Source organism: Mycobacterium sp. (assembly GCF_035603715.1).
GTDB lineage: Bacteria > Actinomycetota > Actinomycetes > Mycobacteriales > Mycobacteriaceae > Mycobacterium.
Window position 1 is genome coordinate 1 of sequence record NZ_DATNJW010000312.1, and the last position, 16,479, is coordinate 16,479.

Annotated in this window: 14 protein-coding genes and 1 tRNA gene; 6 read left to right on the forward strand and 9 right to left on the reverse strand. The window is 66.0% G+C overall.

The window, feature by feature from the left end; translation table 11 throughout:
• On the reverse strand, nucleotides 1-509 hold a 509-nt coding region (locus VN856_RS12860), incomplete at its 3' end, for an FHA domain-containing protein (protein WP_325689559.1).
• Nucleotides 510-622: 113 nt separating this feature from the next.
• Nucleotides 623-1,111, reverse strand: a complete 489-nt coding sequence (locus VN856_RS12865) for a MarR family winged helix-turn-helix transcriptional regulator (RefSeq protein ID WP_325689561.1) — start codon at nucleotides 1,109-1,111, stop codon at nucleotides 623-625.
• 123 nt (nucleotides 1,112-1,234) lie between these two features.
• On the opposite strand from VN856_RS12865, the gene VN856_RS12870 reads away from it, so the two are divergent.
• Nucleotides 1,235-3,322, forward strand: a complete 2,088-nt coding sequence (locus VN856_RS12870) for an ATP-binding cassette domain-containing protein (RefSeq protein WP_325689563.1) — start codon at nucleotides 1,235-1,237, stop codon at nucleotides 3,320-3,322.
• Nucleotides 3,319-4,161 (forward strand): energy-coupling factor transporter transmembrane protein EcfT, encoded by an 843-nt coding sequence (locus VN856_RS12875; RefSeq protein WP_325689565.1) that lies wholly within the window; start codon nucleotides 3,319-3,321, stop codon nucleotides 4,159-4,161. The genes VN856_RS12870 and VN856_RS12875 overlap by 4 nt, the downstream gene beginning before the upstream one ends.
• On the opposite strand, the gene VN856_RS12880 is transcribed toward VN856_RS12875, so the two are convergent.
• From VN856_RS12880 to VN856_RS12890, 3 genes are read right to left on the reverse strand one after another with little or no spacing between them, the layout of a single operon-like run.
• On the reverse strand, nucleotides 4,158-5,495 hold the full coding sequence (locus VN856_RS12880; RefSeq protein ID WP_325689566.1) for a sugar ABC transporter substrate-binding protein: 1,338 nt from the start codon (nucleotides 5,493-5,495) through the stop codon (nucleotides 4,158-4,160). The genes VN856_RS12875 and VN856_RS12880 overlap by 4 nt on opposite strands.
• Nucleotides 5,492-6,316, reverse strand: a complete 825-nt coding sequence (locus VN856_RS12885; protein WP_325689568.1) for a carbohydrate ABC transporter permease — start codon at nucleotides 6,314-6,316, stop codon at nucleotides 5,492-5,494. Before VN856_RS12885 ends, VN856_RS12880 begins: the two co-directional genes overlap by 4 nt.
• Nucleotides 6,303-7,172 carry a sugar ABC transporter permease gene (locus VN856_RS12890; protein ID WP_325689582.1) on the reverse strand — a complete coding sequence of 290 codons (870 nt, stop codon included), beginning with the start codon at nucleotides 7,170-7,172 and terminating at the stop codon, nucleotides 6,303-6,305. Before VN856_RS12890 ends, VN856_RS12885 begins: the two co-directional genes overlap by 14 nt.
• A gap of 48 nt (nucleotides 7,173-7,220) precedes the next feature.
• Here VN856_RS12890 and VN856_RS12895 point away from each other — a divergent pair, with 48 nt between their 5' ends.
• The 3 genes from VN856_RS12895 to VN856_RS12905 are packed head-to-tail and all read left to right on the forward strand — an operon-like array spanning nucleotide 7,221 to nucleotide 10,946.
• Complete coding sequence (locus VN856_RS12895) at nucleotides 7,221-8,738, forward strand: TldD/PmbA family protein (protein WP_325689570.1); 1,518 nt, start codon at nucleotides 7,221-7,223, stop codon at nucleotides 8,736-8,738.
• Nucleotides 8,735-10,108 carry a metallopeptidase TldD-related protein gene (locus VN856_RS12900; protein ID WP_325689572.1) on the forward strand — a complete coding sequence of 458 codons (1,374 nt, stop codon included), beginning with the start codon at nucleotides 8,735-8,737 and terminating at the stop codon, nucleotides 10,106-10,108. The genes VN856_RS12895 and VN856_RS12900 overlap by 4 nt, the downstream gene beginning before the upstream one ends.
• 7 nt (nucleotides 10,109-10,115) lie before the next feature.
• The gene (locus VN856_RS12905) at nucleotides 10,116-10,946 is read left to right on the forward strand and encodes a carboxymuconolactone decarboxylase family protein (RefSeq protein WP_325689574.1); all 831 of its coding nucleotides are present in this window, start codon (nucleotides 10,116-10,118) and stop codon (nucleotides 10,944-10,946) included.
• A 6-nt stretch (nucleotides 10,947-10,952) separates the two neighbouring features.
• On the opposite strand, the gene VN856_RS12910 is transcribed toward VN856_RS12905, so the two are convergent.
• The 4 genes from VN856_RS12910 to VN856_RS12925 form a co-directional block, all read right to left on the reverse strand.
• Nucleotides 10,953-11,531, reverse strand: coding sequence for a sigma-70 family RNA polymerase sigma factor (locus VN856_RS12910; RefSeq protein ID WP_325689576.1), 579 nt, complete (start codon nucleotides 11,529-11,531; stop codon nucleotides 10,953-10,955).
• A 128-nt stretch (nucleotides 11,532-11,659) separates the two neighbouring features.
• A complete protein-coding gene (locus VN856_RS12915) occupies nucleotides 11,660-14,443 on the reverse strand; it encodes a helix-turn-helix transcriptional regulator (protein ID WP_325689578.1) in 2,784 nt (927 codons plus the stop codon).
• 144 nt (nucleotides 14,444-14,587) lie between these two features.
• Nucleotides 14,588-15,253: a nitroreductase gene (locus VN856_RS12920; RefSeq protein WP_325689584.1), complete on the reverse strand. Its 666-nt coding sequence runs from the start codon at nucleotides 15,251-15,253 to the stop codon at nucleotides 14,588-14,590.
• Between the two features lie 52 nt (nucleotides 15,254-15,305).
• Entirely contained in the window at nucleotides 15,306-16,064 is a 759-nt protein-coding gene (locus tag VN856_RS12925) for an SDR family oxidoreductase (protein WP_325689580.1), read from the reverse strand.
• A 274-nt stretch (nucleotides 16,065-16,338) separates the two neighbouring features.
• On the opposite strand from VN856_RS12925, the gene VN856_RS12930 reads away from it, so the two are divergent.
• Nucleotides 16,339-16,412, forward strand: a tRNA-Ile gene (locus VN856_RS12930).
• Nucleotides 16,413-16,479 lie beyond the last annotated feature (67 nt).

Genomic DNA, 16,479 nt, shown 5'->3' on the forward strand with positions numbered 1-16,479 from the left:
TGAAGCGGCGGTGGTGGGGGTGGTGCCGCCGCAATACGGGGCGGAGGGGGTGGTGGTGGCGGAGGTGCTGACCGTGGCACGGGGCCCGGCATTGGCCGCGGTGGCGGCGGCCGATTGTGGTGAATGGGGCGCGGTGGTGGAGCTGCGGGCCGCATCGGTGGCGGCGGCGGGGCCTGCAGTGGCGGTGGAGGCGGGGCCGCGAGCTGGAAGACCAGCCGTGGCCCGTATTGCGGATCACCGAGGGTGATCGCTCGACCGTCGTGGATGAAGACGGTCGACATCCGCACGCCGTCCACATAAATCCCGGCTTCGCTGCGATCCACGGCGATCCACTGGTCGCCGTTGTAATGCAGCACCACCAGCGGCGGGGTCGCCGACGGGCCCGCAGCGTCGAGGCGGATGTCGGCGCTGGTATCGAGCCCGACGGTCACATCGCGGCCGGTGGGGAAGGTGTACCTACGAGGGCCAAGCCAGACGATCAAGGTGGGGCCGAACGTTGCCGTCGACACAGCCACCCCCTTTGCCGCCCACAGTCTTGAGTCGAAAGACCATTATCCAGCCGCCATCATGCGCCGAGAACCGGCCGTAGGCTTAGGCGCCGGCCAAAGGCCGGCGGGGGCCGCTAGCGGGATGCACCCGGACGTGGGGCGGCCGCCGCATCCTCGAGCAGGCGGCGCAGCACGGTCACCGCCTCGTCCAGGATCTGTCGATCCGCGTCATTGAGGCGGGCGAGCTGCGGCTCGATCGCACTGGCGCGATCGGCCCGGACTCGATTAAGGGTCTGTAAACCCTCGGTCGTGATCCGGATGCGGACCGCCCGGGCGTCGCGGGCGTCCACGGTTCGGGTAACCAGACCGGCGTCTTCAAGCCTGCGCACCTGCGTGGTCATCGTCGGCTGGGAGCAGTGATCCACCGCGGCCAGGTCGCAGATTCGCGCCTCACCGTGGGCGTCTATGGTCGACAGCAGGCGGGCTTGTGCGGCCGGCAATTGCATCTGAATGCGTTGGGTGGCATAGCGATTGAGTCGCGCGACCACAGCGAGCAGATCCGCGCCCAGCCCGGCGACAGCCTCCTCGGCCGCGCCACGCTGCGTGGTTACGGATGACGTCATCCCCCCATAGTTTCATAGCTAGACTATCTAGACCACTCACCGGCCTATTTCTGCCGTTAACTGAAATGAACCGCCAATGTTTGCTAAAGGGGAATGCCCCTGACAGCTGGCAGAATCGATGAGATGAACGCGACTCGCTCGGCGTCGGGGACTCCTGGTTCCCGATCGCTGCGTCCCGGCGAACTCGCGCAGTCCTCGGTCATGGCCGCATTGTGCGCGGCCATCGCGATCATTTCCATCGTCGTCCCGTTCGCCGGTGCGCTGTCGTTGCTGGGCACTGTGCCGATGGGATTGCTGGCTTACCGCTACCGCTTCCGCGTGCTGATCGCCGGGACCGTGGCCGCCGGTTTGATCGCCTTTTTGATCGCCGGCCTCGGCGGCTTGATGACGGTCGGCCACAGCGCCTACGTGGGCGGACTGACCGGGGTCGTCAAACGGCGGCAGCGCGGCACCGGGACGGTGATCGTCGTTTCCATCATCGCCGGGGCGGTCTTCAACGCGTTCGCGGTCGGGGCGCTGGCGCTTCTTTCTCGGCTGCGGCACCTGATCTTCGATGCGATCACCGCCAACATCAACGGGGCCGCGGCCGTGCTGACGGGAATCGGGCGCTTCGTGACCGAGCATTCATTCCCGCTGAGCGGACGCATCAGGGATGTACTCGACACGACAGCCCACGGGCTCCAATGGTTCCTCGGCGAGGCGCTGCACTACTGGCCGTGGCTGATCTTCGCCAACGGCACCGTCTCGATTGTGGTCGTATCGCTGATCGGGTGGTGGGCGCTGTCGCGGGTACTGAATCGGATGCGCGGCATTCCCGACGTGCACAAACTGGACGCACCGCGGGACACCGCACCCATCGGGCCGGTCCCGGTGCGGCTGGACGAGGTCCGCTTCCGCTATCCGAATACCGATCACGACGCGCTGCGCCCGGTCAACCTGGAGGTCACGGCCGGCGAACATTTGGCCATCACCGGGGCCAACGGTTCTGGGAAGACCACGCTGATGCTGGTGCTGGCCGGCCGGGAACCGACATCGGGCACCATCGAGCGCCCCGGGTCGGTGGGGCTGGGCCGGTTGGGTGGCACCGCGGTGGTCATGCAGCATCCGGAAAGTCAGGTGCTGGGCACCCGGGTCGCCGACGACGTGGTGTGGGGTCTGCCGCCCGGGACAACCACCGACGTCGCCCAGTTGCTCCGCGAAGTCGGCCTGGAATCGCACGCCGAACGCGACACCGGAAGTTTGTCCGGGGGTGAGTTGCAGCGGCTGGCGGTGGCGGCCGCGCTAGCCCGCGAGCCCGCCATGCTCATCGCCGATGAAGTCACCAGCATGGTCGACCAAGAGGGCCGTGAAGCGCTGCTCGGCGTGTTATCCGGCCTGAAGCAGCGGCACCGGACGGCGCTGGTGCATATCACGCATTACAACAACGAAGCCGAGTCCGCCGATAGCACAATCAATCTCAGCGAGTCCGGAGACAACACCAGCATGGTCGAGACGGTTCCTGTGCCAGTGGCGACACCGGCGATGGGGCACGAGTCTGGACCGGCAATCCTCGAGGTCACCGGCGTAAGCCACGAATACAACAGTGGAACGCCGTGGGCCAAGGCTGCGCTGCGCGACGTCAACTTCGCGGTGCACCAAGGCGATGGCTTGTTGATCCACGGCGGTAACGGCTCGGGCAAGTCGACGCTGGCGTGGATTCTTGCCGGGCTCACGGTACCGACCACCGGCTCCTGCCTGCTTGATGGCCGGCCCTCGCACGAACAGGTCGGCGCGGTCGCGCTGTCGTTTCAGGCGGCGCGACTGCAGCTGATGCGCAGCCGGGTTGACTCGGAAGTGGCTTCGGCGGCGGGCTTTTCGCCCAAGGACCAGGACCGGGTGGCGACCGCGCTGGCCGTCGTCGGGTTGGACAGTACGTTGGCCAAGCGGCGCATCGATCAGCTCAGCGGAGGCCAGATGCGCCGGGTCGTGCTGGCCGGTCTGCTGGCACGGTCGCCGCGGGCGCTGATTCTCGACGAGCCGTTGGCCGGCCTCGACGCTGTCACCCAGAGCGGTTTGGTGCGATTGCTCGAGGAGCTGCGCCGTGAGCAGGGTCTGACTGTCGTGGTGATTTCCCACGACTTCGGTGGGTTGGAGGAGCTCTGCCCGCGCACATTAGATCTGCGTGACGGTGTGCTGCACGCGGTCACGGCGGCAGCTGGGGGAGTGTCGTGACTACGGCGCTACCCGATGAACGATCCGAACGCCGGCCGTCGCGTTCGGTCGTACTGCTGCGTCCGGTGCCGGGCAGCTCCGTGGTGCACGACCTGTGGGCCGGCACCAAACTGCTCGCGGTCGCCGGCATTTCGGTGCTGCTGACGTTCTACCCGGGGTGGATCGCCATCGGACTGGTGGCCGCGCTCGTGCTGACGGCGGTCCGGCTCGCGCACATTCCGCGTGGCGTGCTTCCCACTGTGCCGCACTGGTTGTGGATGCTGCTGGCGCTTGGCGGGATGTCGGCGGCGTTCGCCGGCGGCAGCCCGACGATTCACGTGGGCGGAGTTCCGATCGGATTGGGCGGGCTGCTGAACTTCCTGCGGGTCACCGCGTTGTCGTTCGTGTTGCTCGGCCTGGGTGGGATGGTGTCGTGGACCACCAATGTCGCCGAAATTGCGCCTGCAGTAGCGGCTTTGGGTCGGCCGCTGAGGTGGTTACGGGTTCCTGTCGACGAGTGGGCCGTCGCCATCGCGCTGGCGTTGCGCGCATTTCCGATGCTGATCGACGAATTTCGGGTGCTCTACGCCGCGCGCCGGTTGCGGCCCAAGCGGGTCGCCGACACCCGCAGGGCACGCCGTCGACGCTGGGCGCTGGAAGTGGTCGACCTTCTCACCACGGCTCTCACGGTGACGTTGCGGCGGGCTGACGAGATGGGCGACGCCATTACCGCGCGCGGTGGGATCGGCCAGATCTCGGCGCTGCCGTCACGGCCGAAGCAGGCCGACTGGATAGCGCTCGGGATCACGGTCGCGGTGTGTGCCGCGGCGATTGCGCTCGAAGTTCCCCTCGGGCGCTAGCCGCGCGCGGCCGCGTTTGCCGCTTCCTGGGCCCGGTGCAGGGTCGTCGCGATATCGCTACGACCCAAGAACATCTCGTCGAAATAGGGTTTGATGGCCTGATACCCGGCGGCGAAGCCGGTGCCGCCGGGAGCGGCGATGCGCGGGCCGTTGAGAACGTCGAAGAACGGCCTGATGTCGACACCTTTGCTCAACCAGTGATCGAAGCAGGCCTTCTGGGCTGCGGTGACCGCAGGAATGGCGCTGCCCTGACGGCCGAGGTACTGGTTGCCCTCGGTACTGCCCATCCAAGCCAGCACCTGACGCACCGCATCAGGGTGTGGGGAGGCCGAATTGCCCGCCGCGGCAATGCCGTTGGTGACGCTGACCCGACCCTTCGGGCCCGCGGGCATCATCGCGATGCCCCAGTGGAAGTTGGCTTGCCCGGCGATCGCGGCCAAGTTGTAGGTGCCGGATTGAAACAGCGCCATCTTGCCGGCCAGGAACTGGTTGCGGGAGAAGTCGCCGTTCTCGTTGGTGTCCGAGGCCGGCGGCGCAACGTGGTCGGCGTCGATCAGCTTCACCAGATAGGTGAAAGCCTCGACGGCAGCGGGGTTATCGAACGCGAACCGATCACCGTCCTGGAAGACGCCGCCCGCCGATCCGATGTAGTTGAGGTAGATACCCTGCGCGTCGTTAGCGGCGTTGTACGCCCACCGCCGGATCCGGTTGGGATCAAAACCCGGTGTGCCCGCGGAACGTCCGTCCACGTCAACGGTCAGCCGGGCCAGCAGCGGTCGTAGTGTGTCGTCGCCAGCCGGGCCCCACCGCAGTGTGGTCAGCGTGGCGGGGTCGACTCCCGCCGCGGCGAGCAGGTCCGCGTTGTAATACAACGCGATACCTGCGTCGGTGAGTTGAGGAACCGCCCACAGCTTCGCGTCTCGGGTGAACTGCTGGACTACCGACGACTCCCACGTCGATGCAACCCGTGGCCCGAAGGTTTTCCCGACATCTATCAATCGGCCGCTGTCGGCGTATCCGGCGAGGTAGGCGTTGGACAGCCAAAAAATGTCGTCGGCCGTGCCGCCGGCGACGTCGGTCCGCAGAGTGTTGAAGTAGGTGGAATACGAGACGACATCGGTCTGGACTTCGATGTCGGGGTGTGTCCGGGTGAACGCGGCAAACGACAGTCGATATGCCTTGGCGACCTGCTGATCCCACAGTCGCACGGTCACAACGGTTTTGCCGCTGGGCGGTTGGGCCGTCACGTCCAGCAGCACCGCCGCAGCGGCCAGCAACGCGGCGACCAGCACCCAGCCCAGGGCGAACAGTGTGGAAAACCGCGGCCGGGTCACTTGAGCCCCGTGACGATGATCGACCGCACGATGTGTCGCTGGAAAATCAGGAACAAGACCAGCAGTGGCACTACCGCAGCGCCCACCGCGGCCATCACCAGAGTCCACTGCGCGTTGTAGCGGGATTGCAGCGCAGCCGTCGCCACCGTCAACACCTGCCATTTGGTGCCGCTGGTGATGATCAGCGGCCACAGGAAGTGGTGCCATTCCGATACCACGGTGATCAGCATCAGCGTCACGATCACCGGCCGACTGGACGGCACGACCACGTGCAAGATCACATCCAGCGTGGTGGCGCCGTCCAGGTAGGCGGCGTTGATCAGGTCATCCGGGATGGTACGAAAGTGTTGACGTAGCAAAAAGATTGCGTACGGAGAGCCGAAGACGAACGGCAACACCAAGGCCCAGAATGTGTTCCGCAGCCCCAGTTGCGCCATCATCAGATACAGCGGCACCACCGTGACGCTGCCCGGCACCATCAAGGTCGCGAGATACACCCAGAAAAGTCCGTCTCGGCCGGGAAAGCGCAGCCGGGCGAACGCATACGCGGCCAGCACCGATGAGCTCAGCTGTCCAAGCAGACTCACCGCTGTCATCAACGCCGTCACCGCCAGGGCCCGGCCGAAACCCGCGCCGCCGAGGTCGGCGTAATTCGACAGCGTCGGCGGCCGCGGCCACTTCAACGGCGTGCCGGTCGCGAACTGATGCGCCGACGTGAATGAGGTAAGCAGGCCGAGTCCGAACGGCGCCAGCGTGATGACCGCGCCCACCGCCAGGCCCAGGTAAACCAGTGCAGCCGAGGGCTTTTTAAGTGAGGTCATAGCTGATCCGACGTCGGAAGTACAGATGCTGAACGAGGGTGATGGTGACCAGGATGACGAACAGCACCACCGCCATCACCGACGCCCGGCCGATGGCCGCGGCTCCGAATGCCTCGGCGTAGATGCGGTGCGCGACCAGATCCGTGCGGTTCTGCGGCCCGCCGCCGGTCAACGCATAGACCGTGTCGAAGACCTGTGCGGCACTGATGACGCCGGTGACCAATACAAAGAACATGGTCGGCCGCAGCATCGGCAGGGTGATGCGCCGGAATCGCTGCCAGGATGTCGCGCCGTCGATGCGCGCCGCGGAGTGGATCTCGGTGGGGATGGCCAGGATGCCGGCGAGGAAAAACAGCGAGACGTATCCGACGTTGCTCCACACGACGACCGCCGACACCACCGGCAGAGCCAGCCCGGGATCGGTGAGCCATTCGATGCGATGCCCGAGCACCGTGCTCACGGCGCCGTCGGTGGGTGCCAGAATCCAGCGCCACAGCACCGCGATCGCCAGCGGGACGCTGATCCACGGCAGTACGTAAATCGTGCGGAACAAACCGCTGCCGGGCAGATCGCGGGCCAGCAGCGCGCCGACGGCCAAGCCGAGCGCGGTCTGCACTGGGACCACGATCGCCACGAACGCACATGTCACCAGCAGCGAATTGCCGAACGTCTTGTCGGTGAGCACCGAGCGCCAATTCCGCCCTCCGACATACTCGATCGGCCCGAGCAGGTCCCAACGATGCAGGCTCAGCCACACCACCACCAATATCGGCAGGAGCAGGAACGTCACCACACCGAACAGGCTCGGTGCAATCAACGCATACGCCAACGCGGTCGATCGGCGCCTGGCGGTCACCGCAGCGTCACCCACACCAGTATTAAACCGGTCGATACGGTAGGTGTCGTGACACCGAACCGCGGGATCGATGCCGACTTCCTCAGCCTGCCGCGCCACGAACTCGCCGATGCCGCGCTAGCTGCTGCCACCGCGGAAGGGGCCAGCCACGCCGACCTGCGAATTCACCGGCTGGTCAGCGAGATCATCCAATTGCGCGACGGCGAGTTGGAGACCGCGGTGGTCAACCGCGAGATCGGCCTGGCCGTCCGGGTGGTCGTCAACGGCACCTGGGGCTTCGCGTCGCACGCCGAGCTGTCACCGGAAGTCGCCGCCGCGACCGCCCGGCGCGCGGTGTCGGTGGCTCGCACGCTGGCCGCGCTGAACACCGATCGCGTCGAACTGGCGCCCGAGCCGGTCTACGCCGACGCCACCTGGGTCTCGAGCTATCGCATCGACCCGTTCACCGTGCCGCTGGCCGACAAGATCGCGGTGCTCGACGAATACTCCGGCAGGCTGTTGGCGGCCGACGGCGTCGATCATGTGTCGGCCATCCTGCAGTCGGTCAAAGAGCAGACCTTCTACGCCGACACCGCCGGCTCGTCGATCACGCAGCAACGGGTCAGGGTTCAGCCACGCCTGGAGGCGGTCACCGTCGACACCGCCGGCGGCGGGTTCGACTCGATGCGCACGCTGGCACCGCCGATGGGGCGCGGCTGGGAGGTGCTGGCCGGCGACGACGTGTGGAACTGGACCGACGAGCTCGCTCAACTGCCGTCCGAGCTGGCCGAGAAGATGAAGGCACCCAGCGTCGCGGCCGGCCCGACCGATCTGGTGATCGACCCGACCAACCTGTGGTTGACCATCCACGAATCCATCGGCCATGCAACCGAATACGACCGGGCCATCGGCTACGAGGCGGCGTACGCCGGCACATCGTTCGCCACCCCCGACAAGCTCGGCACGCTGCGCTACGGATCGCCGATGATGAACGTGACCGCCGACCGGACTGTCGAATTCGGCTTGGCCACAATCGGTTACGACGACGAGGGTGTTGCCGCCCAGAGTTGGGACTTGGTGCGCGACGGGATCTTCGTCGGCTATCAACTGGACCGGGTGTTCGCACCGCGGCTGGGCGAACCCAGGTCCAACGGCTGCTCCTATGCGGATTCGCCACACCACGTGCCGATCCAGCGGATGGCCAACGTGTCGCTTCAGCCCGGCCTCGAAGGCTTCAGCACTCCCGACTTGATCTCCCGGATTGACGACGGCATCTACATCGTCGGCGACCGGTCGTGGTCAATTGATATGCAGCGCTACAACTTCCAGTTCACCGGACAGCGGTTCTACCGCATCCGGCACGGACGTCTGGACGGTCAGCTGCGCGATGTCGCCTATCAGGCCACCACCACCGACTTCTGGAATTCGATGGAGGCCATCGGCGGCCCGTCGACCTGGCAACTGGGCGGAGCGTTCAACTGCGGCAAGGCCCAGCCCGGTCAGGTGGCCGCGGTGAGCCATGGCTGCCCGTCGGCGCTGTTTCGTGGGGTCAACGTGCTCAACACGCGCGTCGAGGCCGGCCTGTGATCGGCGCGCAGCAGGTCGTCGACATTGCACTGGACGCTGCCGCTCGACTCGGCGGCGCCGAGGAGACCATCGTGCTGGTCGGCGACCGCGTCGCGACGTCACTGCGGTGGGCGAACAACTCGATGACCACAAACGGCGTATCGACGGGTCGCAACACCACGGTCATTTCGATTGTCCGACAAGGTGATACCGCGCGGGTCGGAACCCTGACCTCGGCCGAAGTCGACCCGTCGGCGATCGAGGATTTGGTCGCAGCATCGCAGGCCGCCGCCGCGTCGGCGCCCGAGGCCCGCGACGCGGCGCCGCTGTTGAACGGCAACACCGCGCCGGCCGACTGGGACGCGCCGATTCCGGGGACCGGACCTGAGGTGTTCGCGCACCTCACCGATCCGCTGGCTCACGGATTCCGCGGCGCCGAACAGCTGTACGGCTTCGCGCAACACGCGCTGGAGACGACGTTTCTGGCGACGTCGAGCGGACTGCGGCGTCGCTCCACCCAGCCGACCGGTTCGGTGGAGATCAACGCCAAACGCGACGGCGCCAGCGCTTGGGTAGGCGTCGGAAGCCCCGACTTCGCCAGTGTGCCAACGGATTCACTGCTCGAGCAGCTGTCGATGCGACTGGATTGGGCCAAGCGCCGCGTCGAGGTGCCGGCCGGGCGTTACGAAACGATCCTGCCGCCGTCGGCGGTAGCCGACATGATGATCTACCTGGCATGGTCGATGAGCGGCCGCGGCGCGCAAGAGGGCCGCACCGCGCTCAGCGCGCCCGACGGCGGAACCCGGGTGGGGGAGAAGCTCACCGATTTGCCGCTGACGCTGTACTGCGATCCCACGGCGGCCGGGCTGACGTGCACGCCGTTCGTCGCGACGTCGACATCGTCGGAGACGCTGTCGATCTTCGACAACGGGCTGAACATCGGCCGAGTGGACTGGATCCGCGACGGGGTGATCAATGCTTTGGCCTACCCGCGGGCCGCGGCCGACGAGTTCGGCGCCCCGGTCGCCGTCGCCGCCGACAACATCTTGATGACCGGCGACAGCACCGATCTTGCTGACATGATCGCGGCGACCGAGCGTGGGTTGTTGTTGACCACGTTGTGGTACATGCGCGAGGTCGATCCCACCACGCTGCTGCTGACCGGGCTGACCCGTGACGGCGTCTACCTGGTCGAAGACGGTGAAGTGACCGCGGCGGTCAACAATTTCCGCTTCAACGAGAGCCCGTTGGATCTGTTGCGGCGGGCCAGCCAGGCCGGCGTCAGCGAGCCGACGCTGCCGCGGGAATGGGGCGACTGGGTCACTCGAGCGGCAATGCCGTCGCTGCGGATTCCGGACTTTCACATGTCATCGGTGAGCCAGGCGACATAATCCATCTGTGGTGTTACACGACGAACTGACCCGACTGGTGGCATTGTCGCCCGGTGACGGTCGCACGACCGCGCTGGTGCGGCGGATATGTGCGCGGACCCTCGGACTACCTGCGCTTCCCGCCGAGGGCGCGGGACGGGATGGCTACGCTGTCGTCGCCGAGTTCGCCGAGCAATTCAGCACTGACGTCACGGGTATCAGCGTCGAGCAGCGCTCCAGGCTGTGGAAGGTACTGGGGGACGACACCTTTGGTGTCGTCACGCAGATATACATCGCCGACTTCGTGCCGCGGGTGCGCGCCGGGCTCGAGGCACTGGGCGTCGGTGACGAGTACCTCGGGTGGACTGTCGGTCCTGTCGCGTGGGACCACGCCACCGATCCGTCTGACCTCGTGTTCAACGAGTTTCTGCCGACGGTGGCCCGGCAACGCGAGCTTGATGCGCTGACCGCAGAGGTGGTGCGGTTACGCGGCGCGGCGCAGCACAACTGCCGGCTATGCAAGTCGCTGCGCGAGACGACGGCGCTGGACGCGGGCGGGTCGGAGACGCTATACGGCGACATCGAGAAGTTCGAGGCGTCGGCCCAGCTGACCGAGCATCATAAGGCGGCGCTGCGGTATGTGGACGCGCTGATCTGGTCGCCCGGTCTGATCGACGACGGTGTCGCGGACGGGGTGCGTGCGCACTTCTCCGACGCCGAGGCGGTGGAGCTGACCCTCGATGTGATGCGCAACGCCAGCAACAAAGTCGCGGTGGCGTTGGGCGGCGATGCGCCGCGCGTTGAGCAGGGCACAGAGCAGTATCTCCTTGATGTCGACGGTCAGACAGTGTTCAGCTGACGTGACCTAGGCGATTTGCTGTTCGGCCAACGCGATCCGCAGCCGTTGGCGCGCACGTGACGCTCGCGACATCGCGGTGCCCACCGGGATGTTCAGAATCTCGGCGGTCTCCGCGTAGGTGTAGCCGTGGACGTCGGCGTAGTACACCGCGGCCCGGAAGCCTTCCGGTAAATCTTGCATCGCTGCTTGAATCTGGCTGCCGGGCAACGCTTCCAGGACTTCCGCCTCCGCAGAGCGCAGTCCAGCAGGGGCGCGTGCGGCGCTAGAGGCCAGATCCCGCTCGGTGATTTCCTCGACAGAAACCTCCGCCGGACGGCGCTGCTTTCTGCGGTACGTGCTGACCCAACGGTTGTAGAGAATCCGGAAGAGCCACGCCTTGGCGTTGGTGCCTTCTTGGAACGTATGAAAACCCGAGTATGCGTCCAGCAGGGCATCTTGCAGCAGGTCCTCGGCGTCGGCGTCGCAACGAGTCAGGCGTCGAGCTCCGCGGGATAGGACGTCAAGGACGGGTCCGGCTTCGCCGGCGAATCGTTCGGCGAGACTCTCGTACGTGTCGGACGTGCCTCGTATGGACGTGATTGTCACGATCAGTCTCCAAATTCTGGCGGGGAAGCCCACAAGGGCGGTCCAGATCAGAGTCACGGTTGCGAAGCGGGCGCGCGCCCTTGAAAGTCCGTAGTCCTGGGTCCGTAGTTCAGGGTCGGGTGTGCGGCCTAGCTGGCCCACGACACGGTGCGGAGCTGGCGACGCGACGTGATGCCGAGCTTGACGAACACTTTTCTGAGGTGCCATTCGACGGTGTGCGTGCTGATGAACAACTGCGCACCGATCTCCTGGTTTGTCAGCCCTTCTGCGGCGAGTCGTGCGATCTGTGCCTCTTGGGCTGTCAGCTCATCGCCGGAATTCACCGGTTGCTTGCGCACCTTCTCGCCGATGGCCACCAGTTCGCGGCGGGACCGCTCCGCAAAGGCGTTGGCGCCCATTCGGGTGAACATCGCGTGGGCCTCGGTGAGGTGTCGACGCGCATCGAGTCGCCGGTTCAACCGGCGCAGCCACTCCCCATAGCGCAGATGAGCGCGAGCCAAATGTACGACGATGCTGGTTCGCTCCAAGCGTTCGATGGCTTCGGTGAACAGACTCTCGGCGAGTTGATCGTCGGCTACCAGGGCTCGCGCACTCGCCAAAACCCCTAGTCCCCAGTCGGTTGCGCTGGCGCCTGCGCGTTCTTCGAGCTGACGTATGGCGGCCGCGGCCGTTGCCCGCTCGCCCGTGTGCACCGCAGCTTCGATCAGTTCGATCAAGCACCACCCGTAGAAGCCAAGATCCTCGTGTTCACATGCCTCGCGAGCGGCGATGAATGCCTGTTCGTATCGGCCGAGTCCGTTGTAGAGCACGGCGGTGACGAACCCGGCCAGGCCGAGCAGTCGGCCCTCGCCTCTGGTGCTTCCCTCTGCGGTCGCTGCCTCGATCAAGCCGACCGCGTCGGCCGGGATCCCGCGCCAGGCAGTCAATAGCAACGCGTCGTATTTGAGTGGCGCGTAGCCCGTGGCCGCAGTGATCGAAGCTGCTTCTTCGATAATTCTTGCCGCCGTAACGAATTCGCCCGCCAGCACATGAGCTCTCGCCTGGTAGGCGAGTGCTCGCGGAATTATGGCCAGTGCACCGGCGTCACGAGCGTGCCGGACGATGTCGGTGGCCAGTTGACGGTAGATCGCGTCGTCCCAGAGTTCGGCGGCGGCGGTCTCCTGCACAACTGGGAAGGCCAGCGACATCCAGTGCAGTATCTGGCTATTCGTCTGGGCGCAGATGTCCTGAAGCGTTGATCGCAGCACAGCGCGGCCGCTGCTCACGTCGCCAGCGATTCGGTCGGCCATGCCGCTCAACAGCAAGTCGATCGGCTGATGCAGTTCTGATGCCGGGCCAACCGCTGCGCGGGCAGCCTCGGCCGCATTCGCCAGTGCGTCGGGCTCACCGGATCGACCGGCGTACATGGCTGCGGCGAGCGCCTCGAGGTAGGTCTCGCGGGCTAGATCGTCATCAAGGTTTTCCAGCCGCTTGGCGGCGTCGAGAAGTTGCGACGCGGGCCCGGCAAGCTGAGGGGCGCTGCTATCACCCCCGCGGTTGCGGGCAAAGTCCATCTGAGCGCGTAAACGAGCCACTTGGCCGCGTTGGAGGTTGGACAGCACGCCTAGTTCGGCGATTGCGAGTAGGTCGTGTGCAGCCTGGGGCGCTGCCGCATCTCCCTTGGCCTGCGCCGCGGCGATTGCCCTGGAAACGCGCCGGGCCGGGTCCAGAGTCAAGGCGGTCGCGCGCTCCAAAAAAGCTGCCGCCGCGGCGATGCCGCCTCTGCTCTGGGCGCGGCCGGCTGAGGTTTCCAGCTCCGCGGCGACCGCATCGTCGGGTCCCGCCGTGGCATAGGCGGCGTGCCATGCTCGACGGTCGGGGTCCGAGCGTGGATCCGTCGCGTCGGCCAATGCCCGATGTATTGCTCTGCGGTCAGCCAGGTCTGCGGCGCGGTAGGCGGCTGAGCGCAGCAGCGGGTGGTGAAAGCGCATGCGCGGACCAAACTCGATCACCCCGGCGGCTTCTGCCGGTGCCAGTGCGTCGACCGGGATGCCCAAATTGGCCGCCGCGCGCAGAAACAACGCGGCGTCGCCAACTGGCTCGGCGGCGGCGACAAGGAGCAACCGTTGGGTGTCGACGGGAAGCGACGCGATGCGGTGCACGAAGCTTTCCTCCAGCTGTCCCGCCGAGCGGTGCACAGCCAGATTCCCGAAACCGCCGGCCAGATCGACCGCGGAGTGGTTTCGCGGCACCTCGAGCAGCGCCAGCGGAATGCCCCGCGTCTCAGCGACGATGCGGTCGCGCACCCGCTCATCGATCCGCCCGGGTATGACGGAGCTCAACAGGTCGCGGGCTTCGCCGCCAGATAGCCCGTTGATCGCGAGCTCGGGCAGCCCGGCCAACGCCTGCGCGCCGCCGTCGCGGGCCGCGAAGACCAGTGCGACTGGCTCGGCCAACAGGCGCCGCGCGACGAACGAGAGCGTCTGCAGCGACACCTGGTCGAGCCACTGCGCGTCATCGATGATGCAGAGCAGGGGTTGGTCGCTGGTAGCGGCGGCCATCAAGCTCAGCACCGCCAGCCCGACCAGGAAGCGGTCGGGCGTCGCTCCGACTCCGCGGCCAAAGGCGACATTCAGGGCTTCGCGCTGCGGCGGCGGCAACTCGTCGAATCGATCCATCAGCGGTGCGCACAGCTGCTGGAGGCCGGCGAATGCGAGCTCCATGTCCGACTGCACACCCGCCACCTGGACACAGCGAAATTCGGACGCCTGCTCTGACACGTAGCCGAGCAAGGCGGTCTTTCCGACGCCAGCTTCGCCGCGGAGAACCAAAACCTGATGGCTACCTGCTTGGACTGTCGAGACCACCCCGCGCAGCGTCTCGCATTCGGCCGTGCGACCGCGCAGACGTTGCCCCCGGCCCTGGCTCGACATACTCTCCACCGCGTCTGGTTCCAGTGGACCTCAGCCGGTTTGATGTCGGGACTGATGGCTGGTCCGGACCTGATGGTAGTGAGCTCTCTCAGCGAGGTCTACGCAGTCGCGCGTCCGGGCCCCTCCGTATCTGCAATTTCTGTCCTAACCGCCCACGAATGTGACGGTCTCCTCGAGCGGTGCGCGGCCGGTGCGGGCGTAACTGACGGATACGTCTTCGTACCCGATCGACATGCCACAGAAGAGGATGCGCCCGTCCGGGGGTGAGACGACCTCCGCGACGGACTTGCGAGTTTGCGACCACGCCATCTGGGGGCAACTGTGCAAGCCCTCGGCGCGCAGCAGCAGCATCACGGTCTGCAGGTACATGCCGAGGTCCGCCCATTGCGGCAGGCCCATGTCGCGGTCGATGTAGCAAAACAGCGCGGCGGGCGCGCCGAAGCAGTCCCAGTTGGCGATGGCGGCTCGTTGACGGGCCTCCAAGTCCTCGCGCGCAATGCCAAGTGCGCCGTAACGCTGCTTGGCGAATGCGGCTCGGCGCTCGCTGTAAGGGGACTTCAATTCGCGCGGGTACATCTCGAACTCCCGCTCGTCCCAGGGATCGCCTGCTCCTACTCGATGTATGGCGAGCAGTTTGAGCTGCACCAGTGGCGCACCGGTCAAAACGTAGATGTGCCAGGGCTGGAGGTTGGATCCCGACGGCGCCCAAGCCGCGGCCGACAGCACCCGCTCCAGCACCTCTTTCGGTATGGGCTGGTCGGTGAATCCGCGAACGGCGCGTCGGCTTGTTACTGCCTCGTAGATGTCCACCAACGCCGTCTCTTCTACGTTGCTCAATTGGCTTGGCGCCGTAAGGGTTCGGCTACGCCTTGGCCGCCGTCTCGAGAACCCAGTCCTCGAACCTGGTGGTGGACAGTTTCGCGCCGTCATCGGGAACGAGGGTGCGTTCTTCGATTGCGACGCCCCAATACTTCGCAGCAGGATCGGCGACTACTTCGCGAGGATCCCCGTGGGCGGTCAGCGCGATGCGGATGAGATCGGGAAGCGGATACGCGTGCGGTCCGCCTATCTCGCTGATGCCGTTCACCGGGTCACCGACCGCTGCTACGGCAACGGCTTCGGCGACGTCGACTGCAGCCATCGGCTGACAGAGAGCCGACGGCAGACGCACCGTGTTCCCCTCGGTCGCGGAGTCGGCAATGAAGCTAAGGAACTCGAAGAACTGCGTTGCGTGCAGGATCGTGTAAGGAATCGGTCCCGCGCTGATGAGGTCTTCCTGCGTCTGCTTGGCGAGGAAGTAGCCGCTCTGTGCGGCAAGGAAATCGGTGCCGACGACCGACAGCGCGACGTGGTGTTTGACGCCGGCGTCGGCCTCGGCGGCCAGCATGTTCGTCGTTGACTTGGTGAAGAATTCCATCGACGGGGCGTCGTCGAACGACGGCGAGTTCGAGACGTCGGCGACCACTGACGCGCCGACGAGCACGTCGGACAAGCCCTCGCCGGTCACCGCGTTCACACCCGTCGACGGAGCTGCGGCGACGGCATCATGACCTTGTGCGGTCAAGGCCTGCACCACTTTTGACCCAATCAGGCCGGTTCCTCCAATGACGACGATTCTCATGATGAGCCTTCCTTGATCGTGCGGCTGAGAACAGCCGTCCAAACTGGGTTATCTCCGGGGAGCAGGTGGATTGCCGTAGCTCCCTGACTGCCAGAACGGATGCAAGGCCGCGGACTCATCCCGTGGGCTGAAAGTTTTCGAAGGGTTGTCGGAACGATGGCCCTTCGCGGCGTGCATTTGCATGGCACAGTCACGGGCGAATTTGTGCGGGCGCTAATGTCAGGGCCGTGCAAGACCACGACGCCGGAGGCGATGTTCGCAGCTGATCGGATCCGGGGCGGTAGCTCAGTTGGTTAGAGCCGCGGACTCATAATCCGTTGGTCGCGGGTTCGAGCCCCGCCCGCCCCACTGTAGAGAGCCTGGTCAGGCGTTTCCGGTGCTTGACGTCATCCCTGGCGCCCTGTCTTGGCGTGTT